The 23,729-nt window shown below is 72.0% G+C and carries 22 protein-coding genes; 12 read left to right on the top strand and 10 right to left on the bottom strand.

Annotated features, from left to right (window positions below):
- Nucleotides 1–113: 113 nt before the first annotated feature.
- The 3 genes from IF00_RS0131875 to IF00_RS0131865 are packed head-to-tail and all read right to left on the bottom strand — an operon-like array spanning nt 114 to nt 2,337.
- Nucleotides 114–548 (bottom strand): RidA family protein, encoded by a 435-nt coding sequence (locus IF00_RS0131875; RefSeq protein WP_030324081.1) that lies wholly within the window; start codon nt 546–548, stop codon nt 114–116.
- Nucleotides 545–1,306 carry an IclR family transcriptional regulator gene (locus IF00_RS0131870; protein ID WP_030324079.1) on the bottom strand — a complete coding sequence of 254 codons (762 nt, stop codon included), beginning with the start codon at nt 1,304–1,306 and terminating at the stop codon, nt 545–547. The genes IF00_RS0131875 and IF00_RS0131870 overlap by 4 nt, the downstream gene beginning before the upstream one ends.
- The gene (locus IF00_RS0131865; protein WP_030324077.1) at nt 1,303–2,337 is read right to left on the bottom strand and encodes a sugar kinase; all 1,035 of its coding nucleotides are present in this window, start codon (nt 2,335–2,337) and stop codon (nt 1,303–1,305) included. Before IF00_RS0131865 ends, IF00_RS0131870 begins: the two co-directional genes overlap by 4 nt.
- Before the next feature lie 124 nt (nt 2,338–2,461).
- Between IF00_RS0131865 and IF00_RS0131860 the strand changes: the two genes are divergently transcribed.
- Both IF00_RS0131860 and IF00_RS0131855 read left to right on the top strand, forming a co-directional pair.
- A complete protein-coding gene (locus tag IF00_RS0131860) occupies nt 2,462–3,727 on the top strand; it encodes an alanine racemase (protein WP_030324075.1) in 1,266 nt (421 codons plus the stop codon).
- An 11-nt stretch (nt 3,728–3,738) separates the two neighbouring features.
- Nucleotides 3,739–5,316 carry an N-acyl-D-amino-acid deacylase family protein gene (locus tag IF00_RS0131855; protein ID WP_030324073.1) on the top strand — a complete coding sequence of 526 codons (1,578 nt, stop codon included), beginning with the start codon at nt 3,739–3,741 and terminating at the stop codon, nt 5,314–5,316.
- Here the strand turns inward: IF00_RS0131855 and mptB are convergent.
- The 3 genes from mptB to IF00_RS45805 all read right to left on the bottom strand — a co-directional run bounded on the left by mptB (nt 5,296) and on the right by IF00_RS45805 (nt 9,697).
- Complete coding sequence (gene mptB, locus IF00_RS0131850) at nt 5,296–6,726, bottom strand: polyprenol phosphomannose-dependent alpha 1,6 mannosyltransferase MptB (protein WP_030324071.1); 1,431 nt, start codon at nt 6,724–6,726, stop codon at nt 5,296–5,298. The genes IF00_RS0131855 and mptB overlap by 21 nt on opposite strands.
- An 11-nt stretch (nt 6,727–6,737) precedes the next feature.
- On the bottom strand, nt 6,738–9,071 hold the full coding sequence (locus IF00_RS0131845; RefSeq protein ID WP_342451058.1) for a bifunctional polysaccharide deacetylase/glycosyltransferase family 2 protein: 2,334 nt from the start codon (nt 9,069–9,071) through the stop codon (nt 6,738–6,740).
- 125 nt (nt 9,072–9,196) lie between these two features.
- Complete coding sequence (locus IF00_RS45805) at nt 9,197–9,697, bottom strand: hypothetical protein (RefSeq protein WP_158710539.1); 501 nt, start codon at nt 9,695–9,697, stop codon at nt 9,197–9,199.
- A gap of 145 nt (nt 9,698–9,842) precedes the next feature.
- Here IF00_RS45805 and IF00_RS0131835 point away from each other — a divergent pair, with 145 nt between their 5' ends.
- The 7 genes from IF00_RS0131835 to IF00_RS0131805 all read left to right on the top strand — a co-directional run bounded on the left by IF00_RS0131835 (nt 9,843) and on the right by IF00_RS0131805 (nt 17,194).
- Nucleotides 9,843–11,054 (top strand): pyridoxal phosphate-dependent aminotransferase, encoded by a 1,212-nt coding sequence (locus tag IF00_RS0131835; RefSeq protein WP_030324066.1) that lies wholly within the window; start codon nt 9,843–9,845, stop codon nt 11,052–11,054.
- 78 nt (nt 11,055–11,132) lie between these two features.
- Nucleotides 11,133–11,534, top strand: coding sequence for an SCO4983 family protein (locus IF00_RS0131830; RefSeq protein WP_030324063.1), 402 nt, complete (start codon nt 11,133–11,135; stop codon nt 11,532–11,534).
- Nucleotides 11,535–11,730: 196 nt separating this feature from the next.
- Nucleotides 11,731–12,861: a hypothetical protein gene (locus IF00_RS0131825; protein ID WP_030324061.1), complete on the top strand. Its 1,131-nt coding sequence runs from the start codon at nt 11,731–11,733 to the stop codon at nt 12,859–12,861.
- Complete coding sequence (locus IF00_RS0131820; protein ID WP_030324059.1) at nt 12,858–14,075, top strand: toxic anion resistance protein; 1,218 nt, start codon at nt 12,858–12,860, stop codon at nt 14,073–14,075. Before IF00_RS0131825 ends, IF00_RS0131820 begins: the two co-directional genes overlap by 4 nt.
- Complete coding sequence (locus IF00_RS0131815) at nt 14,072–15,673, top strand: substrate-binding and vWA domain-containing protein (protein ID WP_030324058.1); 1,602 nt, start codon at nt 14,072–14,074, stop codon at nt 15,671–15,673. Before IF00_RS0131820 ends, IF00_RS0131815 begins: the two co-directional genes overlap by 4 nt.
- On the top strand, nt 15,660–16,262 hold the full coding sequence (locus tag IF00_RS0131810; RefSeq protein ID WP_030324057.1) for a hypothetical protein: 603 nt from the start codon (nt 15,660–15,662) through the stop codon (nt 16,260–16,262). The genes IF00_RS0131815 and IF00_RS0131810 overlap by 14 nt, the downstream gene beginning before the upstream one ends.
- A gap of 17 nt (nt 16,263–16,279) precedes the next feature.
- Nucleotides 16,280–17,194: a poly-gamma-glutamate hydrolase family protein gene (locus IF00_RS0131805; RefSeq protein WP_030324056.1), complete on the top strand. Its 915-nt coding sequence runs from the start codon at nt 16,280–16,282 to the stop codon at nt 17,192–17,194.
- Nucleotides 17,195–17,332: 138 nt separating this feature from the next.
- On the opposite strand, the gene IF00_RS0131800 is transcribed toward IF00_RS0131805, so the two are convergent.
- Entirely contained in the window at nt 17,333–19,156 is a 1,824-nt protein-coding gene (locus tag IF00_RS0131800; protein ID WP_030324054.1) for a phosphoenolpyruvate carboxykinase (GTP), read from the bottom strand.
- Between the two features lie 196 nt (nt 19,157–19,352).
- Here IF00_RS0131800 and trhA point away from each other — a divergent pair, with 196 nt between their 5' ends.
- On the top strand, nt 19,353–20,054 hold the full coding sequence (trhA, locus tag IF00_RS0131795; RefSeq protein WP_030324052.1) for a PAQR family membrane homeostasis protein TrhA: 702 nt from the start codon (nt 19,353–19,355) through the stop codon (nt 20,052–20,054).
- 39 nt (nt 20,055–20,093) lie between these two features.
- On the opposite strand, the gene IF00_RS0131790 is transcribed toward trhA, so the two are convergent.
- Genes IF00_RS0131790 through IF00_RS0131780 form a run of 3 tightly spaced genes read right to left on the bottom strand, consistent with a single transcriptional unit; the run spans nt 20,094 to nt 22,294 of the window.
- Nucleotides 20,094–21,116, bottom strand: coding sequence for a glycoside hydrolase family 26 protein (locus IF00_RS0131790; protein WP_030324049.1), 1,023 nt, complete (start codon nt 21,114–21,116; stop codon nt 20,094–20,096).
- 1 nt (nt 21,117) lies between these two features.
- Nucleotides 21,118–21,771: a vitamin K epoxide reductase family protein gene (locus tag IF00_RS0131785; RefSeq protein WP_030324048.1), complete on the bottom strand. Its 654-nt coding sequence runs from the start codon at nt 21,769–21,771 to the stop codon at nt 21,118–21,120.
- A 19-nt stretch (nt 21,772–21,790) separates the two neighbouring features.
- A complete protein-coding gene (locus IF00_RS0131780) occupies nt 21,791–22,294 on the bottom strand; it encodes a DUF5949 family protein (protein ID WP_030324047.1) in 504 nt (167 codons plus the stop codon).
- A gap of 148 nt (nt 22,295–22,442) precedes the next feature.
- Between IF00_RS0131780 and IF00_RS0131775 the strand changes: the two genes are divergently transcribed.
- Both IF00_RS0131775 and IF00_RS0131770 read left to right on the top strand, forming a co-directional pair.
- Nucleotides 22,443–22,856 carry a tyrosinase family oxidase copper chaperone gene (locus IF00_RS0131775; protein WP_030324046.1) on the top strand — a complete coding sequence of 138 codons (414 nt, stop codon included), beginning with the start codon at nt 22,443–22,445 and terminating at the stop codon, nt 22,854–22,856.
- Entirely contained in the window at nt 22,840–23,706 is an 867-nt protein-coding gene (locus tag IF00_RS0131770) for a tyrosinase family protein (protein WP_030324045.1), read from the top strand. Before IF00_RS0131775 ends, IF00_RS0131770 begins: the two co-directional genes overlap by 17 nt.
- Nucleotides 23,707–23,729: the final 23 nt, after the last annotated feature.

The following is a 23,729-nucleotide window of genomic DNA, read 5'->3' as shown; positions in this document are numbered from 1 at the left end:
GGCGGAGCGCGGCACGGCGTTCGCGGGGTGAACGCCGTGCCGTGGGGCGACTGGCTCAGGAGGATCGGTCCAGGTCCGTTCGGGCCGGGGTGCTCGGGTGCTCGGGACCCGGTTCAGCCGAGGACGGCGAGGGCGTCGATCTCGATGAGGAGACCGGCGGGCAGGCCGACGTAGACCGTGGTGCGGGCGGAGGCGGGGGCCTTGAGGCCCTGCTCCTCGAAGTACTGGTTGTAGATCGCGTTCATCTCGGCGAAGTGGTCCACGTCCGTCAGGTAGACGCGCATCATCATCACGTCGTCCCAGCTCGCGCCGCCCTCCTCCAGGATCGCCTTGACGTTGGCGAAGGTCTGGAGGGTCTGCTCGCGCAGGGTCGGGCCCGCGACGGTCGGCGCCTGGCCCTCGACGGCGGGCAGGAAGCCGACCTGGCCCGCCACCTGCAGGATGTTGCCCTTCTTCACGCCGTGCGAGAACTTCGCGGGCGGGGTGGTGTGGGTGGCGGGGGTGAGGGCGATCTTCTCGGTCGACTGCTCGAGGTTCTGGTCGGTCATGCGCTGTCCTTGTTCGGGGAGGTGCCGGAGTACTCCCGGCTGATGGTGTCCGCGGTGCGGCGCACCTGCGGGAGGAGGGAGAGGAGTTCCTCGGCCGTGACGACCACGTTGGGCGCCGAGACCGACATGGCGGCGACGACTCGCCCGTCGGCGCCGCGGATGGGCGCGCCGACGCAGTTGATGGACTCCTCGTGGCCGCCGAGGTCGGTGGCCCAGCCCTGTTCGCGTACGGTCGCCAGCTCCTTGAGGAAGGCGGCGGCGTTCGGGGTCGAACGGGGCGTGTACGGGGGGTAGTCGAGCTTGCCGGCGAGGGCGCGGCGCTCGGGTTCGGGCAGGTCGGCGAGGAGCAGCTTGGCGACGGCGGCGACGGTGATCGCGACGGGCTTTCCGATGCGCGAGTACATGCGGACCGGGTAGCGGCTCTCGACCTTGTCGATGTAGAGGACCTCGCCCTCCTCGTAGACGGCGAGGTGGATCGTGTGCCCGATCCGCTCGTTGAGCGCGGCGAGGTGGGGGTGCGCGATCTCGCGGATGTCGAGGTTCTCGACGGCCTCCTGCGCGAGCGCGAAGAGGCGGGCGCCGAGTCGGTACCGCTGGTCCTGCTGGCGGTAGACGAGGCCGTGCTCGTGCAGGGTGCGCAGCAGCCGGAGGGCGGTGGACTTGTGGACTCCGAGCCGGTCGGCGACCTGTCCGAGGTCGGCGGGACCCTGCGCGAGCAAGGGCAGGATGCTGAGCGCCCGGTCGACGGTCTGGCTCATGGTGTACGTCCCTCCTGGTCGTCCCCCGTCCAGCCGGGGCCGAGCTGAAGTGTGCCCCAGGCGGCAGGGGCGAGGGCGGCGAGTCGGTCGGCGTGGGCGCGGCGGGGAGGTGCGGCCAGGTCGCCGGGAACGGTGAGGGCGGCGGCGGCGAGCAGATGGCCGTGCCGGAGGCGGGCGGTGGCGTCGAGCCCGCGGAGGGTGGCGGAGAGGAATCCCGCGGCGAAGGCGTCTCCGGCGCCCACGGCGGCGACGACGTCGACGCGGGGGGCGGGCACGTGCACGACGGTGTCGGTTCCGGGGCCCGTGCGTTCGTGGACGGTCGCGCCGTCGGCGCCCCGTTTCACGACGAGGACGGCGGGTTCGGGGAGGGCCGCGCGGATCCCGGCGGGGTCGCCGAGGCCCCAGGCCTGTTCGGCCTCGTCGGCGCCGACGAAGACGAGGTCGGCCCGGCGGGCGAGCTCCAGGAGGACGGGGCCGGCGCCGGCGGCGCCGTCGCGCCACAGTCCGGGGCGGCAGTTGACGTCGAAGGAGACGAGGGGGCGGCCCGCCCGGGGCGCGGTGAGCGTGCGCATGAGGGCGAGGCAGTCGTCGGAGAGGGCTGCGGTGATGCCGGTGAGGTGGAGGACGCGGGCGTCGGCGACGGTCTCGTACGGCACGGTCGCGGGCGACATGGCGGAGGCGGCCGACCCGGCGCGGTAGTAGACGACCTCGTGGGCGTCGGTGGCGCGGTCGGCGGCGGTGCGGAAGTAGACGCCGGTGGGGCGCCGCGGGTCGCGGTCGACGGCGGTGACGTCGACGCCGTGGGCTCCGATGGTCTCGACGAGGTGGTCGCCGAATCCGTCCCTGCCGACCCTGCCGACCCAGCGGGTGCGGTGGCCGGAGGCGGCCAGGGCGCAGGCGACGTTGGACTCGGCGCCGCCGATCGCGCGCTCGAAGGCCGGTACGTCGGCGAGGCGGCCCGGTCGGGAGGGAAGGAAGGTGACCATGGACTCGCCGAGGCACACGACATCCACGGGCGGTTCTCCGGCCACTCTGGCGCTCCCTTGCGACTCTCGCGGGGTCCATTGACCCGGCCTTGGCCCGGATGCTAGACAGCATCGAGCGACATACGCAATGACTGTTGCACCCTTCGCAACGCTTCGATGAGGAGGCCTCATGCCCGACCTGGCGAACGAGCGCGTCGACCACCGCTTCAAGGCCCTGCCCCCGGACGCCGAGGGCCTGACCGTCGGCGAGCTCGCCGCCCAGCGGCGCAACCTCTTCACCGGCGGCTTCACCACACCCGTCCTCGCCCTCTCCGCCGAGTCCGTCGAGCACAATCTCCGCCTCCTGGAGACGTACGCCGAGCGCCACGGCCTTGCCTTCGCCCCGCACGGCAAGACCTCCATGGCCCCCCAGCTCTTCGACCGGCAGCTGGAGCACGGGGCCTGGGGCATCACCGCCGCCGTGCCCCACCAGGCCCGTGTCTACCGGGCCCACGGCATCGCCCGGATCTTCCTCGCGAACGAGGTCGTCGACCCGGTCGCGCTCCGCTGGGTGGCCGGCGAACTCGACGCCGACCCCGACTTCCGCTTCCTCTGCTACGTCGACTCCGTGCGCGGCGTCGAGCTGATGGACGGGGCCCTGCGCGCCGCGGGCGCCAACCGCCCCGTGGACGTCGTCGTCGAGCTGGCGGCCGGCGCGACGGGGCGTACGGGCGTCCGGACGGAGGGGGAGTGCGCGGCCGTCGCCGACGCGGTCGCGGCCGCCCCCACCCTGCGGCTCGTGGGCGTCGCCGGCTACGAGGGCACGATGCCGGGTGCCGACGGCGAGCGGGTCCGCGCATGGCTGCACCGGCTCGTCGGGCTCGCGGCCGAGTTCGACAAGTCCGGCCGCTTCGACCCCGCCATCGGCGAGATCGTGGTGAGCGCGGGCGGCAGCGAGTGGTTCGACGCGGTCGCGGACGTGTTCGCGGAGATCCCCGGGCTCTCCCTGCCCGTCCTGAAGCTGCTGCGCTCCGGCGCGTACGTCTCGCACGACGACGGGCAGTACCGCGAGCGGACCCCCTTCAACCGGGTCCCGGAGGAGGGCACCCTGGAGCCCGCGTTCCGCCTCTGGTCGCAGGTCGTCTCCCGCCCCACCCCGGAGCAGGCCTTCACCAACGCCGGCAAGCGCGACGCCGCCCACGACCTGCACCTCCCCGAGGCGCAGGTGGTCCACGACGCCCGCACCGGCGAGATCCGTCCCGCCGACGGCCTGACCGTCACCGGCCTCTCCGACCAGCACGCCTGGGTACGGACGGAGGAGGGCGCCGATCTGGAGGTCGGCGACTGGCTCGGCATGGGCCTGTCCCACCCGTGCACGATCTTCGACAAGTGGCAGCTGATCCCGCTGGTCGAGGCGGACGGCACGGTCGTCGACTACATCCGCACGTTCTTCTAGAAGGAGTCGGCATGGACCTCGTCTTCCGCGACGCGGAGGTCGTCGACGGCACCGGCGGCGCCTCCTACCGCGCCGACGTGGCGATAGACGGCGGCCGGATCGCCGCGATCGTCAAGGAGGGCGCGGCGGCCGGCTGCCAGCGCCCCACCGCCCGCCGCGTCGTGGACGCCGAGGGTCTGGCCCTCTCCCCCGGCTTCATCGACATGCACGCCCACAGCGACCTCGCACTGCTCCGCGACCCGGACCACAGCGCGAAGGCCGCGCAGGGCGTGACGCTGGAGGTCCTGGGCCAGGACGGCCTGTCGTACGCCCCGGTCGACGACCGTACGCTCGCCGAGGTACGGAAGGCGATCACCGGCTGGAACGGATCCGGCGACGACATCGACTTCGACTGGCGCACGGTCGGCGAGTACCTGGACCGGCTGGACCGGGGCATCGCCGTCAACGCCGCGTATCTGGTCCCCCAGGGCACGGTGCGGATGTACGCCGTCGGCTGGGACGACCGCCCGGCGACGGAGTCCGAGCTGGACCACATGCGCCGGCTGGTCGCGGAGGGCATGGAGCAGGGCGCGGTCGGCATGTCCTCCGGCCTGACCTACACGCCCGGGATGTACGCGAAGGACGCCGAGCTCTCGGAGCTCTGCCGGGTCGTGGCGGGGTACGGCGGCTACTACTGCCCGCACCACCGCTCGTACGGGGCCGGCGCCCTGGAGGCGTACGAGGAGATGGTGCGGCTCACCCGGGAGGCGGGCTGCGCCCTCCACCTCGCCCACGCCACGATGAACTTCGGCGTGAACGAGGGCAGGGCCCCCGAACTCCTCGCCCTCCTGGACGAGGCCCTGGACGCGGGTGCGGACATCAGCCTCGACACGTACCCGTACACACCCGGCTGTACGACCCTGGTGGCCGTGCTGCCGAGCTGGGCGAGCGAGGGCGGCCCGGAGGCCGTGCTCGCCCGCCTCCGGGACGACGAGACGGCGGAGCGCATCCGGCACCACCTGGAGGTCATCGGCTCGGACGGCTGCCACGGCGTGCCGATGGACTGGGACACGATCGAGATCTCGGGAGTGGCGGAGGCGGGGCTCGCGGACTGGGTCGGCCGCCGGGTGGACGGCTGGGCGACGGCCCGCCGCCTCCTCCTGGAGGACCGGCTCGGCACGACGATCCTCCAGCACGTGGGCCACGAGGAGAACGTCCGGACGATCATGCGGCACCGGGTGCACACGGGCGGCTCGGACGGCATCCTCCAGGGCATGAAGCCGCACCCGCGCGCGTACGGCACGTTTCCGCAGTACCTGGGCCGGTACGTACGGGACCTCGGCGTCCTCACCCTGGAGGAGTGCGTGGCCCACCTGACGTCCCGCCCGGCGGCCCGCCTGGGCCTGACCGACCGGGGCCGCATCCGCGAGGGCTACCGGGCGGATCTGGTCCTGTTCGACCCGCAGACGGTCGGAGCGGGAGCGACGTACGAGTCCCCGCGCACCCTGCCGACGGGAATCCCGCACGTCCTGGTCGACGGCGAGTTCGTGATGGAGGACGGCAGGCGGACGTCGGCCCTGGCGGGCAGATCAGTCCGCCGCACGCGCTAGCGGGCGAAGGGGCGGCGGCGCCCCTTCGCCCCACGGGTCCCGCCGCATCCACACCAGCCCCAGCGCCAGCACCACCCCGGCCGCGACGAACCCGTACCAGGGCGTCCGCCCGTCCAACGCCGTCTCGTACACCAGCGCCGCCGAGAGCACCGCAAGCACCTGCCCCGTCCGCCCCCGCCAGGCGACCGCCGCCACCACGGCCGTCCCCCACAGCAGGTACCAGGGCTGCACCATCGGCGACAGCGCGACGAGCGCGACGAGCGACAGGCCCAATCCGAGCACCGGGTCGAGAAGCCCCCGCCAGGCCCGCCACCCCAGCCCCAGGATGACCACCACGGCGACGAGCAGCCCGAGGTTCTGCACGACCGCCTTGACCGGGTCGGGGTCGTCCCCGAAGAGCAGCCCCAGCCCGAGCCCGAGATCACTGCTCACGGACAGCGCCGTGTGGATCGTCCCGGCCACACTCTGCGTCCGCAGCCACCCGAACCCGGTCCCGGCGAGCACCGTCGCCCCCGCGGCCACCGCCCCGGCCACCAGCCCCGGCAGCACGAGCCCCTTCACCAGGCCCCGCACACCGCCGCCGTCCCGCCGCGCGATCAGCACGCCGATGAAGAGCAGCGCGACCGCCGCCGGCGACTTCACCATCATCGCGAGACCCACGAGGACGCACCCGAGCACCCACCGGCCCCGCACGGCGAGCAGCACGCCCGCCAGCATGAGTCCGATCATCAGGCCGTCGTTGTGCATACCTCCCACGACGTGGATGAGCAGCAGCGGGTTGAGGGCGGCCAGCCACAGCGCGCCGTCGGGCCCCCCGCGTCCGCCACCCAGTCCCCGTACGGCCCAGACGATCAGCGCGAGCGCACCGACCGCGAGCAGCCGCATCCCGAGCACGGCGGGGACGATCTCGCCCCCGGTCAGTTTCACGACCAGCTGCGCCAGGACCAGGAAGGCGGGTCCGTACGGAGCGGGGGTGTCGGTCCAGTGCCCGCCGACGCTCGCGGCCGCGTCCGCCCCGAGGTCCCCGGGCCCGAGGACGGAGGGCCCGCCGCCGTACACGTCGTGCCCTTCGAGGACCATGGCGCCCTGCGCGATGTAGCTGTAGACGTCCTTGCTGTAGAGCGGCGGGGCGAGGAGCAGCGGCCCGGTCCACCAGGCCAGGGTGGCGAGCACCCCGTCCCGTGCCCCGCGTGCGAGAAGCACGCCGTACCGCCACCAGGCGGCGACGAGCACCGTCAGGCCGAGGTACGCGAGGAGCGCGCCGGCGAGGGTGAGCGCGGAGCCGCGCGGCTCCCACAGCCCCCAGCCGCCGCGCACCGGCAGCGTCCCGGCGGCCCAGCCGCCCACGGCGACGGCGAGCGACCCGGCCGCGCCGAGCCACCGGCATCCGGAAGCACTGAGAACCCACATGACGGGCCAACCTACCCCGCGGGCCGCACCGCGGATCCGGCGCCGGTCCGCTCCAGGGTCTCGGTGGCCGTGCCTGTGCGCTGCATCCGGTGCCAGCGCAGCCGGCTGCCGAGAAGGGCGGTGACCACCGACTGGACGACGACCAGATACATCAGCTGGCGGTAGACGACGATCTGCAGCGGAAGTGTCCAGATCGGCTCGAACCTCTCCCGGTCCAGGCGGAGCGCGTAGACGGCCGTCCCGACCTGTACCACCGTGAATCCGAGCCACACCCCGAGCGCCTGCCCGGGGTCCTGGAAGAACAGCCCATAGACGGCGAAGACGTCGACCAGCGGGGCGAGCAGGGGCAGCACCGTCTGGAAGAGCAGCAGGTAGAGAAGACCGCGGCGGCCGAGCTTGCCCGACTGGCCGCGCTCGACGACCGCACTGCGGTGCTTCCACATCGCCTGGAGGGTCCCGTAGCACCAGCGGTAGCGCTGCTTCCAGAGTTGCCGGACCGTGGACGGGGCCTCCGTCCACGCGATGGCGGACTCCTCGTACACGACGCGCCAGCCGGCCCGGCACAGCGCCATCGTGAGGTCGGTGTCCTCGGCGAGGGTGTCCTCGCTGACCCCGCCGACACCGGCCAGCGCGTCCCTGCGGAAGGCGCCGATGGCACCGGGGACGGTGGGCATGCACTCCAGGACGTCGTACATGCGCCGGTCGAGGTTGAAGCCGATCACGTACTCCAGGTGCTGCCACCGGCCGAGGACGCCCTGCCGGTTGCCGACCTTGGTGTTGCCGCTGACCGCGCCGACGCGGGGGTCGGCGAGGGGCTGGACGAGGCGGCGGACCGCTTCCGGCTCGAAGACGGTGTCACCGTCGATCATCACGACGATGTCGTGATGGGCACGGGCAAGGCCGGTGTTGAGGGCGGCCGCCTTGCCCGCGTTGGGCTGGCGCACCACCAACACCCGCGGGTCGTCGATGGACTCGGCGATCTCGAAGGTGCGGTCGGAGGAGCCGTCGTCGACGACGACGATCTGGATCGCCTCGTACGTGGAGGCGAGCAGGGAACGGACGGTCGCCTCGATCCCGGCCTCCTCGTTGTAGGCGGGGACGAGGATCGAGACCGGCGCGGTGACGGGCGGCAGTCGGGGCGCGCCGCGGCGGCGGCGGAATCGGGTGCGACGGACGTGGATGCGGGCGACGCCGAGGAGCAGGGCGAGCCGGACGGCGGTGATGACACCGGCGACGACAAGCAGCCAGGTCATGGCGTCGGCGAAGCCCCGGGACGCATCCTGGGCCTTGACGAAGGCGGCGCCCTTCCATTCGGCAAGAACGGACACGCGGTATGTGGTGTCGCCGAGTCCGAGGGCTTGGCCGACCGTGGTGTAACGGGTGCTGCCGGGGCGCGCGAGGAGCTTCTCGGTCTCGTCGGCGGCCTGGGGGGAGCCGGTGAGCTGGAGGACGGACTTGCCGTCCGCGGCCACCAGGACGTAGCCGGACCCGGCGGCCCGACGGCCGGCCTCCCACTGGTCGGCGCAGAGCGTCGCGAGGCCGCTGGTGTGGGGCAGCCGCAGCAGGCGGGTGCCGAGGCCGGTGCTCGCGGCGAGCGCGTTCTGGGTGAAGGAGAGCTCCAGGTCGGCGCGCGTGGCCGAGACCTGGGCGAGGTCGACGTCGGTGTACGTGTGCGATCCGAGCTCGTGTCCGTCGGAGACGATGCGGCGGACGAGCTCGGGATGGGCGGCCGCCTCGGAACCGGTGAGGAAGAACGTCGCCTTCGCGTGGCGTGCGGCGAGGACGTCGAGGAGGCGTGGGGTCCACTCCGGGCTCGGCCCGCCGTCGTAGGTGAGGGCCACGGTGCCTTGGGGCGGGGTGGCGCTCTGTACGGCGCCGTCGCGGTCCACCTGGGCGACCGGGCCCTCGCCGCGCGTCGCGGGGGCGGTGGGGCAGTGGGGCCGCGGCTCGGCGGTGGCGGCTATCTCGTGGCGGCCGTAACCGGCGAAGACGAGCGCGGTGGCGGCGACGAGGAGCAGGAGGCAGAGCATGGCCCAGTGGGCCCGGGGGTCGCGGCGCAGCGCATGCCGCGTGCGGGGTGCGCCGCGCGGGGAGGGCGGGGAGGGCGTGACGGGCGGCACGGGGACGTCGCCGGTCTCGTACCCTCCGTCAGCGGCATACGGGGTGTACGGCTCGTACGGGGTGTACGGCTCGTACGGGGTGTACGAGGTGTACGGATCCGGGGCGGCGGTCGGCGCGTCCGTGTAGGCGGACGCGTCTCCACGGCCGCGGTCGAGGCCGTGGCCGTGGTCGTGGTCGTGGCCGTGGCCGTGGTCGTGGCCGTGGCCGTGGTCGTATGCGTACACCTGCCCCGTGTCGGGGCTCCCGGGGTACCCGGAGCCGCCGTACCCGGGAGCGTCGTAGCTCCCGCCGTACGGGGGAGCTCCGTAGCCATTCCCGCCGTGCCCGGGACCGTCGTACCCGCCGCCCGTCACTTGGGACGCTTCGTGGCGCCCGGCGCCTCGTCGGCCTTGCCGGGGCCCGAGTCGGTCCTGTCGCCGCCACCCGAGCCGCCCCCTCCGGGAGTGGTCTCGGGCGACGGGGTCGTCGCGGTCGGGGCGGAGCTGGCTTCGGGCGACGGGGCCGCGGTGGCGGCCCCGTTCGTGGGCGTCGGCGTCGGTGTGGCCGGCGCGTCGGAGGTGTCGACCGTGGCGCGCGGAGTGGAAGAGCTCGCCGGCGCGCCGTCGGATGTGCCGGAGTCACCGGAGTCGCCCGACGCGGCGGGGTCCGGCTGGATGAGTGCGGGAGCGTCCTGCCGCTCGTCGTCCGCCCAGGGCAGCGGCCCTCCCGCGGGTCCGGCGCCGAAGGATCCGGCGACGACGATGCCGAGGAATCCGAGGCAGGCGAGGCCCACCCCTGCAGCGCCCCACCGCACCACGCGGCCGCGTCGCCCCGAGGCGTCGACGAAGACGCTGTTGTCCTGGTGACTCATGGGCGCGAAGTGTAGGGAGCACGACACCACAGCGCGAGTCCACACACATTTCGGACAGATCCAGGAAGCTTTCGTCGACATACCCGGTGTCCGACGTGTCCCAAAACACGAAGCGTCCCGGCCGACCCCGCCGTAAGCTCTCGGCATGCAGGTGATCCAGTCCACGAAGCTCGCCAACGTCTGTTACGAAATCCGGGGTCCGGTGCTCGAAGAGGCGATGCGGCTTGAGGCCGCGGGTCATCGCATCCTCAAGCTCAACACGGGAAACCCGGCCGCCTTCGGCTTCGAGTGCCCGCCCGCCATCCTCGAGGACGTGCTGCGCAACCTCTCCGAGGCGCACGGTTACGGCGACGCGAAGGGGCTCCTCTCGGCCCGCCGCGCGGTGATGAGCCACTACGAGACCAAGGGCATCCCGCTCTCCGTCGAGGACATCTATCTCGGCAACGGCGTCTCGGAGCTGATCCAGATGTCGATGCAGGCGCTGCTGGACGACGGTGACGAGGTCCTCGTCCCCGCACCGGACTATCCGCTGTGGACGGCGTCCGTCTCGCTCGCGGGCGGTACGGCCGTGCACTACCGCTGCGACGAGCAGGCGGACTGGATGCCGGACCTGGCGGACATCGAGCGGAAGATCACCGATCGCACGAAGGCGATCGTGATCATCAACCCGAACAATCCGACGGGCGCCGTCTACGACGACGAGATGCTCCGCTCCCTCACGGAGATCGCCCGCCGCCACAACCTGGTCATCTGTTCGGACGAGATCTACGACAAGATCCTCTACGACGGTGCCACGCACACCCCCACCGCCGCGATCGCCCCCGACCTGCTCGTCCTGACCTTCAACGGGATGAGCAAGAACTACCGGGTGGCCGGCTTCCGCTCGGGCTGGCTGGCGGTCTGCGGCCCGAAGCACCACGCATCCTCGTACATCGAGGGCCTCACGATCCTCGCGAACATGCGCCTCTGCGCGAACATGCCGGCGCAGCACGCGGTGGCCGCCGCGCTCCAGGGCCGGCAGTCGATCGAGGACCTCGTGCTGCCGGGCGGGCGGCTCCTGGAGCAGCGGGACACGGCGTACGAGCTGCTGACGCAGATCCCGGGCGTGACGTGCGTGAAGCCGAAGGGCGCCCTGTACCTGTTCCCGCGGCTCGATCCGAACGTCTACAAGATCAAGGACGACCGGCAGATGGTCCTGGACCTGCTGCGGGCCGAGAAGATCATGGTGGTGCACGGGACGGGCTTCAACTGGCGCGAGCCCGATCACTTCCGGATCGTCACGCTGCCGGCCGCGGCGGACCTGGCGGACGCGGTGACACGGATCGGCCGCTTCCTGGACGGCTACAGCCAGCCGTAGCGCGCCATGGCCGGACCTCACTCAACTTTAGACTGAATCTAAGCTAGGATGGTTCCAGAGCACTCAGGAGGCCGTCCCATGTACGAACCGATCCGCACCAAGTCGGTCCACCGGATGGCCGACGACGCCCACGACGCGTACCCGCACCGCTCCCGCGAGGAAGAGCTGGACATCCAGCTCGCCGGACACCTCTCCGCCCTGCTCGCCGTCACCGACGAGCTCGGCGACACCGAGGCCGGCGAACTCATCGCCCGGCAGGTGGCGCGGCTGCGCGGCGCACCGCCCGCACGGCACGCGGGTCTGAGCGGCGCGTCCGCTCCGGACCTGCACCGCAGGGCCCACGCCCTCGCGGGCCGCGCCCTGGTCGTCGCCGCCTCCCGGGCCGACACCGCCGCCGCGATCCTCGCCGCCGAGCGCATGGACGCGCACACCGCGGCACTGGCCGGGGAACCCGCCCTGGCCACGGCCGGCACCCCCTGACGGCCCCGGTCCGCGCGGCACGAACCGCGCGGACCGGGCGCCACCCACCGGCACACCCCCGTACCGCCGCCGGCCCCTCCTTCCCTCACTCCACACCCCTCCCACACCCCGAGACCGCGGGGATACGGCAGTCCACGCTCCGGTTCGGTACCGGGATCGCCCCTTCACCTCTCGTACACCCGACTCCCCCTGGAACGTGGGTTTCCGTGAGCACGCTGCCCACGTGAGACGCATTCTGGGAATCGTCCTGGCCGTCCTTCTCCTCGGCGGCGTGGCCGCCGTCCTCGTGACGGGCGGCGACAAGGACACGGGCACGGCAACGAAGACCGTGCGAGGAGTCATCGGGTCGGAGAAGGCGGAGTTCTTCACCGACCCTCAGGTGGTGAAGGCCCTCGCCGCGAAGGGCTTCACCGTGGGCACCGAGACCTCCGGGTCCTGGGACATGGAGGAACTGCCCCTCGACGGTTACGACTTCGCCTTCCCGTCCTCCAAGGCCCCGGCCGACGGGCTGCGCGCGAAGGCCGCGCAGAAGACGAAGGCGACGACCGCCCCGCTGCGGCCCTTCTACTCGCCGCTCGTCGTCGTCGCGCACAGCGCCGCCGCCCGGGTCCTCGCCGGGAACGGCCTGGCGACCCTCGGGCCACGCGGCACCAGCGGCACCCTGAAGATGGGCGCCTATCTCGCGGCGGCCCGCGCCGACCGGACCTGGCAGCAGCTCAAGGGCTCCGCAGGGCACGCCGAGCTGAGCGGCACCCTCTTCATCACCTCCACCGATCCGGTCGCCTCCAACTCGGGCGCCCTCTACCTCGCCGCCGCGAGCTACGTCGCCGACGGCGGCCGGGTCGCGGGCGACAGGGCGGCCGTCACCCGCACCGCCCCGCTCCTGCGCAAGCTCGTGCAGGTGCAGGGCGCCCAGCAGTCCGGTTCGGACGCCCCCTTCCGGGACTTCATCAGCGGCGTCGGCAACCCGCTCGTCCTCGTGTACGAGTCCCAGGTCGCCGCCCAGCTCCTGGCGGGCCGGCCGATGGGCGACCTCGTCGTCCTCTACCCGGACACCACGGTCAGCAGTGACCACACCCTCGTACCGCTCACTGAGAACGGCCGGGCGCTCGGCGAACTCCTCTCCACCGACCCCGAGTTGCGCAAGCTCGCGGTCCGTCACGGTTTCCGGCCGCAGGGCGCGGCGAGCGAGTTCACCGCCGCGACCCAGAGCCACACCGCCTACCTCAACCAGACGCTGACCGGGGTCCGCCAGGCGCCCGTGCCCACCGGAAAGGTGCTGCACGAGATGGCCCTGCGGGCCCGCGACCAGGGGGACACCGCATGACCACGCCCGAGGATCCGAGAAGGACGATGGCCCTGACACCTCCCGAGCACGACACCCCGCTGGTCCTCACCCCGCCCGAGCCCGTGCCGCCGGTCCGCGCCGAGCAGGCCTCCGGCCTGGTGCCGATCGACGAGGCCACCCGTACGGAGCTGTCCCGGCGGGCCGCCGAGTACGTCGGATCGATCGAGGGACTCGACCCGCGCTCCCCCGAGTTCGCGGGCCGCGTCGGCGAGATCGCCGGACTCGGCGCGGGCGAGATGCGCTCCGCCGCCCAGCAGTCGAACCGGATGCTCGACCGTACGATCCGCTCGCTCGACTCCGGATCCGGCGGCGACGCCCGGTCCCGGGTCGGCTCGTCCCTCGTCGAACTCCGGCGCACGATCACGGACCTGGACCCCCGCGACACCCCCGGCAAGGGCCTCAAGGGGCTGCTCTCGAAGCTCCCGGGCGGCAACAGGCTCCGTGACCACGTCGCCAGGTACGCCTCCTCGCAGGCCACGCTGAACCGGATCGTCGGATCCCTGCGCGGCGGCCAGGACGAACTGCGCCGCGACAACGCCGCGTTGCAGACGGAGCGGGCCCGGCTCTGGGAGACCATGGGCAAGCTCCAGGAGTACGCGGTGCTCACCGACGCGCTGGACGCGGCCGTGGAGCGGCGCATCGCCACGACGGCCGACCCGGCCCAGGCGGACGCGCTGCGCGCGGACGTCCTCTTCCCGGTCCGCCGGAAGCACCAGGACCTGCTGACCCAACTCGCCGTCTGCGCCCAGGGGTATCTGGCGATGGACGTGGTCCGCCGGAACAACGACGAACTGATCAAGGGTGTGGACCGGGCGGCGACGACGACCGTGTCGGCGCTGCGGATCGCGGTGATGCTGGCGTCGGCCCTCGAGCACCAGCGGAAGGTCACCGAACAGGTGGACGCGCTGCGCTCGACGACCGAGGACCTGATCCGCGGCAACGCCGAGATGCTGGCCACCCAGGCGGGCGAGATCCAGCGGATCGCGGCGGACCCGGCGGTGGGCGCGGAGACGCTCCGCACGGCGTTCCGGCAGATCTACCGGACGCTCGACGCCATCGACACGTACAAGGTGCGGGCGACGGAGTCGATGGCGGCGACGGTCGAGTCGCTGACCGCCGAACTCCAGGAGGCCAGTGCCCATCTGGCGCGCAGCCGCCGCACCGGCGCGCCCGAGGGTGGTGACCTCGCGTGACGACCCGTACGCGACGCACCCGTTCGCTCTCGCGCACCGTCGCCGGGCTCGCCCTCGCCCTGCTCGTCACCGCGACCGGCAGCTCCTGCGCGTCCGGTGACCACACCGGGCAGGACGACGGGCCGCGCCTGCCCGTCCGGCCCGGCACCCTCCGCGTCCTCGCCTCCTCCGAACTCTCCGACATGGAGCCCGTCCTGCGGGCGGCACGGACGCCGACCGGCGTCGACGTCCGCCTCACCTACACCGGCACCCTGGACGCCGTCGAGCAGATCGCCTCCGGCACGGCCGAGAAGGCCTACGACGCCGTCTGGCTCTCCTCCAACGACTACCTGCGACTCCGGCCCGACACCGCGAGGAAGATCACCGGCGAGACGCCGGTCATGGCCTCGCCCGTCGCCCTCGGCGTACGTCCTGCGGCCGTCGCCCGGCTCGGCTGGGACCCGGCGAAGGTCACCTGGTCGCAGCTGCACCGGGCGGTCGCCGACGGGAAGCTGACGTACGGCATGACCGACCCGATGCGCTCCAACTCGGGCCTCTCCGCGCTGGTCTCGGTCGCCTCCGGCCTCTCGGGCGCCCAGTCCGCCCTCACCGAGCGGGACGTCGCCGAGGCCACCCCGCGGCTGAAGGAGTTCTTCACCGGCCAGAAGCTGACCTCGGGCTCCTCCGGCTGGCTGGCCACCGCGTTCGCCCGCCGCACCGACGTCGACGCGCTCGTCAACTACGAGTCGGTGCTGCTGTCCTCGTTCCGGTCCGGTGAGCTGACGGTGATCCGGCCGACCGACGGTGTCGTCACCGCCGACTACCCGCTGACCCTGCTCACCTCCGCCCGCCCGGAGGCTAAGGAGGCGGCCGGCCGGCTGACCACGTACCTGCGCACCCCCGAGGTCCAGGGCCGCATCACGGAGGCGACCCTGCGCCGTCCCGTCGTCCCCGGGGTCGCCCCGGCCCCGGCGCTCGCCCGGGATCAGCGGCGCGAGCTGCCGTTCCCCGGCAGCCGGAAGGTGGCGGACGAGCTGCTCGACGCCTACGACAACACCCTGCGCAGGCCGTCCCGCACGGTGTACGTGCTCGACACCTCGGGTTCGATGGGCGGTGAGCGGCTCGAACGCCTCAAGAAGGCCCTGGCCGAGCTGACCCGTGACTTCCGGGACCGGGAGGAGGTCACCCTGATGCCCTTCGGTTCCGCCGTGAAGCAGGACGAGGTCCGTACGCACACGGTCGACCCGGCCTCGCCGCAGGCGGCGCTCGACGCGATCAAGGGCGACGCGCAGAGGCTCTCGGCCTTCGGCGGCACCGCGATCTACTCCAGCGTCCAGGAGGCGTACCGCTTCCTCGGGAGGTCCCGCGGTGACGTGTTCACGTCGATCGTCCTCATGACGGACGGGGAGAACACCGACGGCGACCCGGCCACCGCGTTCGAGACATTCCACGGTTCCCTGTCCGCCGAGCAGAAGCGCACGCCGGTCTTCCCGATCCTGTTCGGGGACTCCGACCGCGGCGAGCTCGACCACATCGCGGGCCTGACCGGCGGCAAGCTCTTCGACGCCGACCAGGGGTCGCTGGACGGTGCCTTCGAGGAGATCCGTGGCTACCAGTGAGAGACCCTGGAACGCCCTATTCCGGTACGCCGAGTCCCGCAAGAACCTCCTGGGCTCCGTCTGCGGTCTGGCCGGGGTCGGCATCGCCCTCACCGGGGCCGCGGGCGCCCTGTGGCCCGCCGTGGTCGGCGGTCTGTACGCGGCGGGGGCCCTGATCGCCCCGCCGGACCGGCCGGCGACCCCGGAGTTCGCCGAGGAGGGGTACCGGCTCGACGGGCTGCGGGCCGACTTCGCGAGGCTGCGCGCGTACCTGGCGGAGGCGGAGCTGCCGCCCGCGGCGCGCGAGCGGCTCACGGCGCTCGACACCCTCGTCGAGGCCCTGCTCGCACCGGGCTGGGTCACCGACCCGGAGCACCTGCACGTGCTGGCCCGCGCGGTCCGCCAGGACATCCCGGAGGCCGTCGACACCTTCGTACGGACCCGCTGGTGGTCCCGGTTCACCCCGGGCACGGAGCAGCCGGAGCACCACCTCGAACGCCAGCTGGCGGCGCTCCACGAGGAGGCCACGGCGATCGCCGGCGCCCTCAGGGAGGCGGAGGCCGTCCGGCAGGAGATCCACACCAGGTACGTGGAAGGGCGCGACGGATGATCGGTTAAATTCCGCGCATGACCTATCCCGAACGCACCACCTCCCGCCGTACCGTTCTGACCGCCCTGGCCGCCGCGGCCACGGTGGGAGGCCCGATCCTGTCCCAGCTCGCCGCCGCGGCCCCGGCCGTCGCCGCCACGGCCGAGGACCCGATCGAGTACGCCTCGAACACCGCCCTCTACAAGGACACGAACCTGGTCGAGGGCACCTCGTACAGCCGTCGCTACCGCCGCCATCAGCAGTTCGACCTCAAGATGACCGAGAAGTACGACTTCCCGCGCACCGCGATCCTCGCGCTGCACGGCGGCGGCATCGAGATCGGCACGAGCGAGCTGTGTCTGGGCATCGCCGGTTACAGCCCGAGCGACGCCGCGGGCGCCGCGATCCTGCCGACCGTGCACGACTACTTCATGTTCGAGGGCCTGCTCTCCTCCGGGAACCGCGCCCTGCACGTCACCTCGAAGAACTGCGACGACCACGTCGCCCTGTCGACGGCGGCGAGCCACCTCAACGTGCTGTCCCTGCACGGCTGCCAGTTCGACCAGCTGAAGCTGCCCACGTCCAGCTTCCCGGCGACCGGAGACCGTGGTGTCGCCGTCGTCGGTGGTCTGCACGCCGAATTCCGCACGGCCCTGGTGACGGAGATCAGGAACGCGGGCTTCCAGGCTGTCGACGCCTACGACTCCCGGTACTCCGCCACGCTCGGCGACTTCAACGGCAGCCACGTGACCAACCCGTGCAACCGCACGATGCTCGCCAAGGGCGCCCAGCTGGAGCTGACCACGGAGCTGCGCGAGAGCCTCTTCGGCGACTCGTCCTCCCGTTCCGCCCGCGCGGCCACCTGGAACCAGTCGGAGGGGCGTTTCGAGAGCTTCCGCGACGCCTGCCGCAAGGCGATCGCGACGGTCGAGGCCGGCCAGCCGATCCTCTGACCCGAACGTCGGCGGACATGCGCCGGCCCCCGGAGCCTGAGGGGGCTCCGGGGGCCGGTTGCGTCGTGGTGGGCCGTCGTGACCCCACTGGTCAGGGCGGTTTCTCGGGGCAACCCACCACGAGTCTGCGGTGCGGGATCAGCCCAGGCGCTCGACCAGCGCGCGGTACTCGTCCCACAGCTCCTTCGGCGTGTGGTCGCCGAAGGTGTTGAGGTGGTCGGGGACGAGGGCGGCCTCCTCGCGCCACACGTCACGGTCGACCTTGAGGAGGAACTCCAGGTCCTCGGCCGGCAGGTCGAGGCCCTCGGTGTCGAGGGACTCCGCGGTCGGCAGGATGCCGATCGGGGTCTCGACGCCCTCGGCCTTGCCGTCCAGGCGCTCGACGATCCACTTGAGGACGCGGCTGTTCTCGCCGAAGCCGGGCCAGACGAACTTGCCCGCGTCGTTCTTGCGGAACCAGTTCACGTAGTAGATCTTCGGCAGCTTCGCCGCGTCGGCGGTGGCACCGACCTTGACCCAGTGGGCCATGTAGTCGCCCATGTTGTAGCCGCAGAACGGCAGCATGGCGAACGGGTCGCGGCGCAGCTCGCCGACCTTGCCCTCGGCGGCGGCGGTCTTCTCGGAGGCGACGTTCGCGCCGAGGAAGACACCGTGGTTCCAGTCGAAGGACTCGGTCACCAGCGGAACCGCGGAGGCGCGGCGGCCACCGAACAGGATCGCCGAGATCGGGACGCCCTTGGTGTCCTCCCACTCGGGGGCGATCGTCGGGCACTGCCCGGCCGGGACGGTGAAGCGGGCGTTCGGGTGGGCGGCCGGAGTCTCCGACTCCGGCGTCCAGTCGTTGCCCTTCCAGTCCGTGAGGTGCGCGGGGGCCGTCTCGGTCATCCCCTCCCACCACACGTCGTTGTCGTCGGTGAGGGCGACGTTGGTGAAGACGGAGTTGCCCCAGAGGGTCTTCATGGCGTTGGCGTTGGTGTGCTCGCCGGTGCCGGGCGCGACGCCGAAGAAGCCGGCCTCGGGGTTGATCGCGTAGAGGCGACCGTCCTCGCCGAAACGCATCCAGGCGATGTCGTCGCCGATGGTCTCGACGGTCCAGCCGGAGATCGTGGGCTCCAGCATGGCCAGGTTGGTCTTGCCGCAGGCGGACGGGAAGGCCGCGGCGACGTACTTCGCCTCGCCCTGCGGCGGGGTGAGCTTCAGGATCAGCATGTGCTCGGCGAGCCAGCCCTCGTCACGCGCCATGACGGAGGCGATGCGGAGCGCGTAGCACTTCTTGCCGAGCAGGGCGTTGCCGCCGTAGCCGGAGCCGTACGACCAGATCTCGCGGCTCTCGGGGAAGTGCGAGATGTACTTGGTGGAGTTACAGGGCCACGGCACGTCCTCCTGGCCCTCCTCCAGGGGGGCGCCGAGGGTGTGGATGGCCTTGACGAAGAAGCCGTCGGTGCCGAGCTCGTCGAGGACGGCCTGTCCCATGCGGGTCATGGTGCGCATGGAGACGGCGACGTACGCGGAGTCGGTGATCTCGACGCCGATGGCGGAGAGCGGGGAGCCGACCGGGCCCATGCAGAAGGGCACGACGTACATGGTGCGGCCACGCATCGAGCCGCGGAAGATGCCCTTCTCGCCCGCGAAGATCTCCTTCATCTCCGCCGGGGCCTTCCAGTGGTTGGTCGGGCCCGCGTCCTCCTCCTTCTCGGAGCAGATGAAGGTCCGGTCCTCGACGCGCGCGACGTCGGTCGGGTCGGAGGCGGCGTAGTACGAGTTCGGGCGCTTCACCGGGTCGAGCTTGGTGAAGGTTCCCTTGGCGACGAGTTCCTCGGCCAGGCGGTCGTACTCGGCCTCGGAGCCGTCGCACCAGACGATGTTGTCCGGCTGGGTGATCTCCGCGATCTCGTTCACCCAGGAGACGAGCTCCTGGTGCTGGGTCGGAAGGGTCTGGGGAGCCGCGTTGTCGCGCGCCACGATTGCTCCTTGTAGAGGGATTTTTAGGTGTGTGCCCCGTGGGGGCTGCGACCCGGATGCTTCGTAGCTGCTCATCCGGTGCCGACCGCACTCATTTGATCATCCGACGGATCCGCCCATATGTCCAGGGGCGCGCACACGTGAGCATCGCCACTCATATTCGCGACCTACGGGGCCGTAGGTACGATTCCGTTCCATGACTGCAGCCACGCCGGAAGTGACCCCGATCGAGCCGGATCCGATCGGGCAGGCCCCGTCGCTCCCGCTGAAGCCCCGGCTCAGAGGCTGGCTGCACGCCGGCATGTTCCCGGCCGTGATCGTCGCCGGCCTGGTCCTGGTCGCCCTCTCCGACTCGCCCCGCGCCCGCGTCGCCTGCGGGATCTACGTCCTCACCGCCTGCCTGCTCTTCGGCATCAGCGCGCTGTACCACCGCGGCAACTGGGGCCCGCGCGGCGAGGCCGTCCTCCGGCGCCTCGACCACGCCAACATCTTCCTGATCATCGCGGGCACCTACACCCCGCTCACCCTGCTGCTGCTCCCCGACTCCACCGGCCGCCCGCTCATGTGGGCGGTCTGGGCGGCGGCACTCGCCGGCATCGCCTTCCGGGTCTTCTGGGTCGGCGCCCCGCGCTGGCTGTACACGCCCTGCTACATCGCGATGGGCTGGGCCGCCGTCTTCTTCCTGCCCGACTTCATGCGCGCGGGCGGCATCGCCGTCCTCGTCCTCGTCGTCGTCGGCGGACTGCTCTACAGCGCGGGCGGCGTCATCTACGGAATGAAGCGCCCGAATCCCTCACCGCGCTGGTTCGGTTTCCACGAGGTCTTCCACTCGCTGACGCTGGCCGCCTTCATCGTCCACTACGTCGGCATCTCGCTGGTGGCCTACCAGCACGCCTGACCCGGACACCGGGAAGGGACACGGGAACGGCCGGCCCGCTCACGGACCGGCCGGACCTCCCAGCGCCTTCCTGACCACCCGCGCCGACTCGGGATTGTCGGCGCACCCCCACACCCCGTGCGGGCAGTAGTCGGTGACCGTCTGGTAGACGGGCCGGTGGACCGCGAACCAGTCCAGCATCCCCCGCACGTACGCCGGGTTGTCCCCGTTGCGGAAGAGCCCCCACTCCGGGTACGAGACCGGCTTGCCGTGCGCCGCCGCGAACCGCACGTGATGTTCGAGCCCGTACTCCTCGGCCACCTGGTCCTCGAAGGAGAGCCCCTCGGGCTGGTCGTACGCGTCCATCCCGATGATGTCGACGACGTCGTCCCCCGGGTAGCAGCGCGGCCACTCCACGGCGTCCCGCCCCCGACTCGGGGTGAAGTCGAAGCGGAACCGCTGCCCCGCCACCCCCCGGAGCACCTCGACGACCCGGCGCCAGTACGCCTTCCAGGCCTCCGGGTCCGGCCCGCAGCGATGGCTGTACGTGGTGCCGTTCATCTCCCAGCCGAGCACCAGGACCGCGTCCCCGAGGCCGTGCTCCACCAGCCGCTCCCCCAGCGTCCGGAAGTGCCCGTCGAAGGCGCCCGCCGCGCCGCTCCGCAGCCCCGCCCGCACCTCGGCGTCCGGCAGCCCCGCCTCGCTGCGGTCCATCATCGGCACGTTCAGCACGAAGAGACGTCCCGGCCGCGCCTCCTTCCAGCGCGCCCAGGGCGCGAAGAGCGCCGGATGACCCTCGATGTTGGACCAGCGGTCGCCCGGCAGATAGGTGTGCCCGACGGTCAGCGCCCCTCCGCCGAGCCAGGCCTGCGCCTGGGCGATCCGGCGCACACCGGCCTCGTCGGAGCCGGTGAAGAAACCGGACGGCACCCCGGGCAGCGGCGCCGGATCCGCCTCGGGCGCCGCCCGGGTCCCGGCGTGCCGGTCGCCGGGCGCGATCCGGTCGTACGGCACCAGGAGCACGAGAACGGCCGCGAGCAGCACGACGAGTGCGGCACGCGGCCAGGGAGGGAGACGTCTCACGTCAGCTCGTCCAGAATTCCCACCATCGGGTCAGGATCAGCATCCCGATGATCCCGATGTGCAGGACGGGCAGGGCGAAGGTGAACTCGCCGAGGAAGGTCCGCACACCCGCGGGAGCGGGGATCACCTCGTGCCGGACGTTGTGCGCGGTGACGTACCAGAACATGACGATGGTGGCGACCCAGGCCAGGCAGCACCACAGACAGAGCGCGTTGATCTCGTACAGCGACTGGTACATCAGCCAGGTGCAGAATCCGACGCCGAAGAGCATGCCGGCGTTGAGGCCGAGCCAGAGCCAGCCCCGGTAGCGGGCCCCGGCGAGGAGCCCGGCACCGAGGGCGACGACGACGGCGTACGTGACGAGCCCGAGCATCGGGTTGGGGAAGCCGAAGACCCCCGCCTGCTCGCTCTTCATGATGTTGCCGCAGGACACGACCGGGTTGAGGCTGCACCCGGGCTGGAAGCCCGGGTCCTCGAGCAGCTTGAACTTGTCGATCGTGATCACCCAGCCGGACAGCACGCCCGCCGCCCCGGTGATCATCAGCATCCAGGCGAGGGCCCGGCTCCCGCCGATCGTCCCCGCGGTCTCCCGCGCGGACTCCTCCCGCTCCTGCCGCTGCTCCGGCACCCCGCCCCGTACGTTCACCGTCGCCATGACGCGACCCCCTTCCCGCTCAGCCCTGCAAACGCCGGACGGGCATCAGCACGTGGGCGCTGTCCTTGAGCATCTCCTCGTCGGAGACGAACGCCCGCAGCCGCGCCTCGTCGACCGGCTGCCCGGGGACCGCCTCGGGCCACGGCCGCACGGAACAGATCAGATAGACCTGGCCGCGCTCGCGGGCCGCCTCCTGCCACTCGTCGGGCACCGGGCACTGCACCTTCAGGAACGGCAGGTTGAGCACGGCGGAGCCGCCCTCGACGAGCAGCGAGGCGGTGATCCCGGCGTCCTTGTCCAGATCGAAGAGCCGGTCGCCGACGGAGAGGCCCATGCCCTCCAGGGCGGTCCGCATGGCCTGCTGACCCGCCTCCGGCCCGTCCCGGCCGTCGCCGAGCGAATACGCCATGAGAAACGGCGTACCGGCCGAATCGGCGGAGGGCTCGCTGGACCACGGGATCACCGTGAGAGTTCCCAGCGGAGAGGCGCTGCGAGCCGAGGAAACGACGTTGGAAGTGGTCATGAATCGGATGCTAATGCTCCAACCACCCTTTCCCCGCGCCGTTTTCACTCGAACGGCCGACATTCACGCCGCTGGCATTTCCGGCGCAACGAACCCGGGTTTTCATCGTTGTGCCCTGAGGGCTCCCCCGACCCCGAGGAGATCACTCATGATCGTCCCGCGCCGCGTCGCACTGCGGTCCCTCTTCGCGCTGGCCGTCACCGCTTTCACGGGGGGCGCCCTCGGCCGCATCACGAACCGCCCACCCTCCGGATCACCCGCGGAGAACCCGCGCGATCCGCACGCCTTCGACGAGATGTACGGGGGCCGTCGCATCCAGGGCTTCTCCGGCCCCGAGGGTGAGCCGGTGGCCCTCGTCGACGGCCGGCCGCTGCATCTGATGCGCTGCGCCGACGGCGGTTACGTCACCCCGATCGACCACTACGAGTCCTGCCCCACGCCGCTGGCGGCCGTCCGCGCGGTCGTGGACGAGCTGGGCACCGCCCGGCTCTCCCCGCTCGCCGCCGCCCACGGCGTCCACACCGACCCGACGGGAGGGAGCCCGCGTGGTGTACACGCGTAAGAACCAGCGCGATCTGACCGGCGCCGAGCGCCGGAAGTTCGTCGCCGCCGTCCTGGAGCTCAAGCGCACGGGAGCCTACGACCGCTTCGTCCGCACCCACATCGACCACTACACGGCCGACGGGGAGGGCCGGCTCCGGGTCGCCCACATGACGCCGAGCTTCCTGCCCTGGCACCGCAAGTTCCTGCTGGAGTTCGAGACGGCCCTGCGCCGGATCGACCCGACGGTCTCCGTCCCGTACTGGGACTGGACGCGCGACAACAGTCCGGCGTCCTCGCTCTGGGGCGAGGACTTCCTGGGCGGAAACGGGCGCCGGGCCGACCTCCAGGTGATGACCGGCCCCTTCGCGCACTCCGCCGGACGCTGGACGATCACCCAGTCGATGACCGAGGAGCGTTTCCTGACCAGGGACTTCGGCCGACCCCGGGACCCGATCGCGCTGCCGACGCAGGCCCAGCTCGACGAGGTGATGCGGGAGCGGGTGTACGACGTGACGCCCTGGAACTCGACGAGCGCCTCCGGCTTCCGCAACCGCCTGGAGGGCTGGGCGCCGGGCCGGGGCAACGAACGGTTCCGCATCCACAACCGGGTGCACCGCTGGGTCGGCGGTCTGATGCTCGGCGGCGGCTCCGTGAACGACCCGGTGTTCTGGCTGCACCACTCGTTCGTCGACCTGGTCTGGTCGCGCTGGCAGCAGCGCAACCCGGGGGCCGCGTACCTCCCCGCGGAGCCACCGCCGCTCGGGGACGCGCAGTACCGCAAGGTCGTCGCCCGGCACGAGGCGATGGCGCCCTGGGGTGTGACACCGACGTCGATGTTCGACCACAGCCGGATCTACCGGTACGCCTGAGGGGGCCGGGGGCCGCCGGAGAC

Source organism: Streptomyces flavochromogenes, from assembly GCF_000717595.1.
Lineage (GTDB): Bacteria > Actinomycetota > Actinomycetes > Streptomycetales > Streptomycetaceae > Streptomyces > Streptomyces flavochromogenes.
Note: the sequence above shows the minus strand (reverse complement) of the source record. Positions and strands in the feature narration are given on the sequence as shown.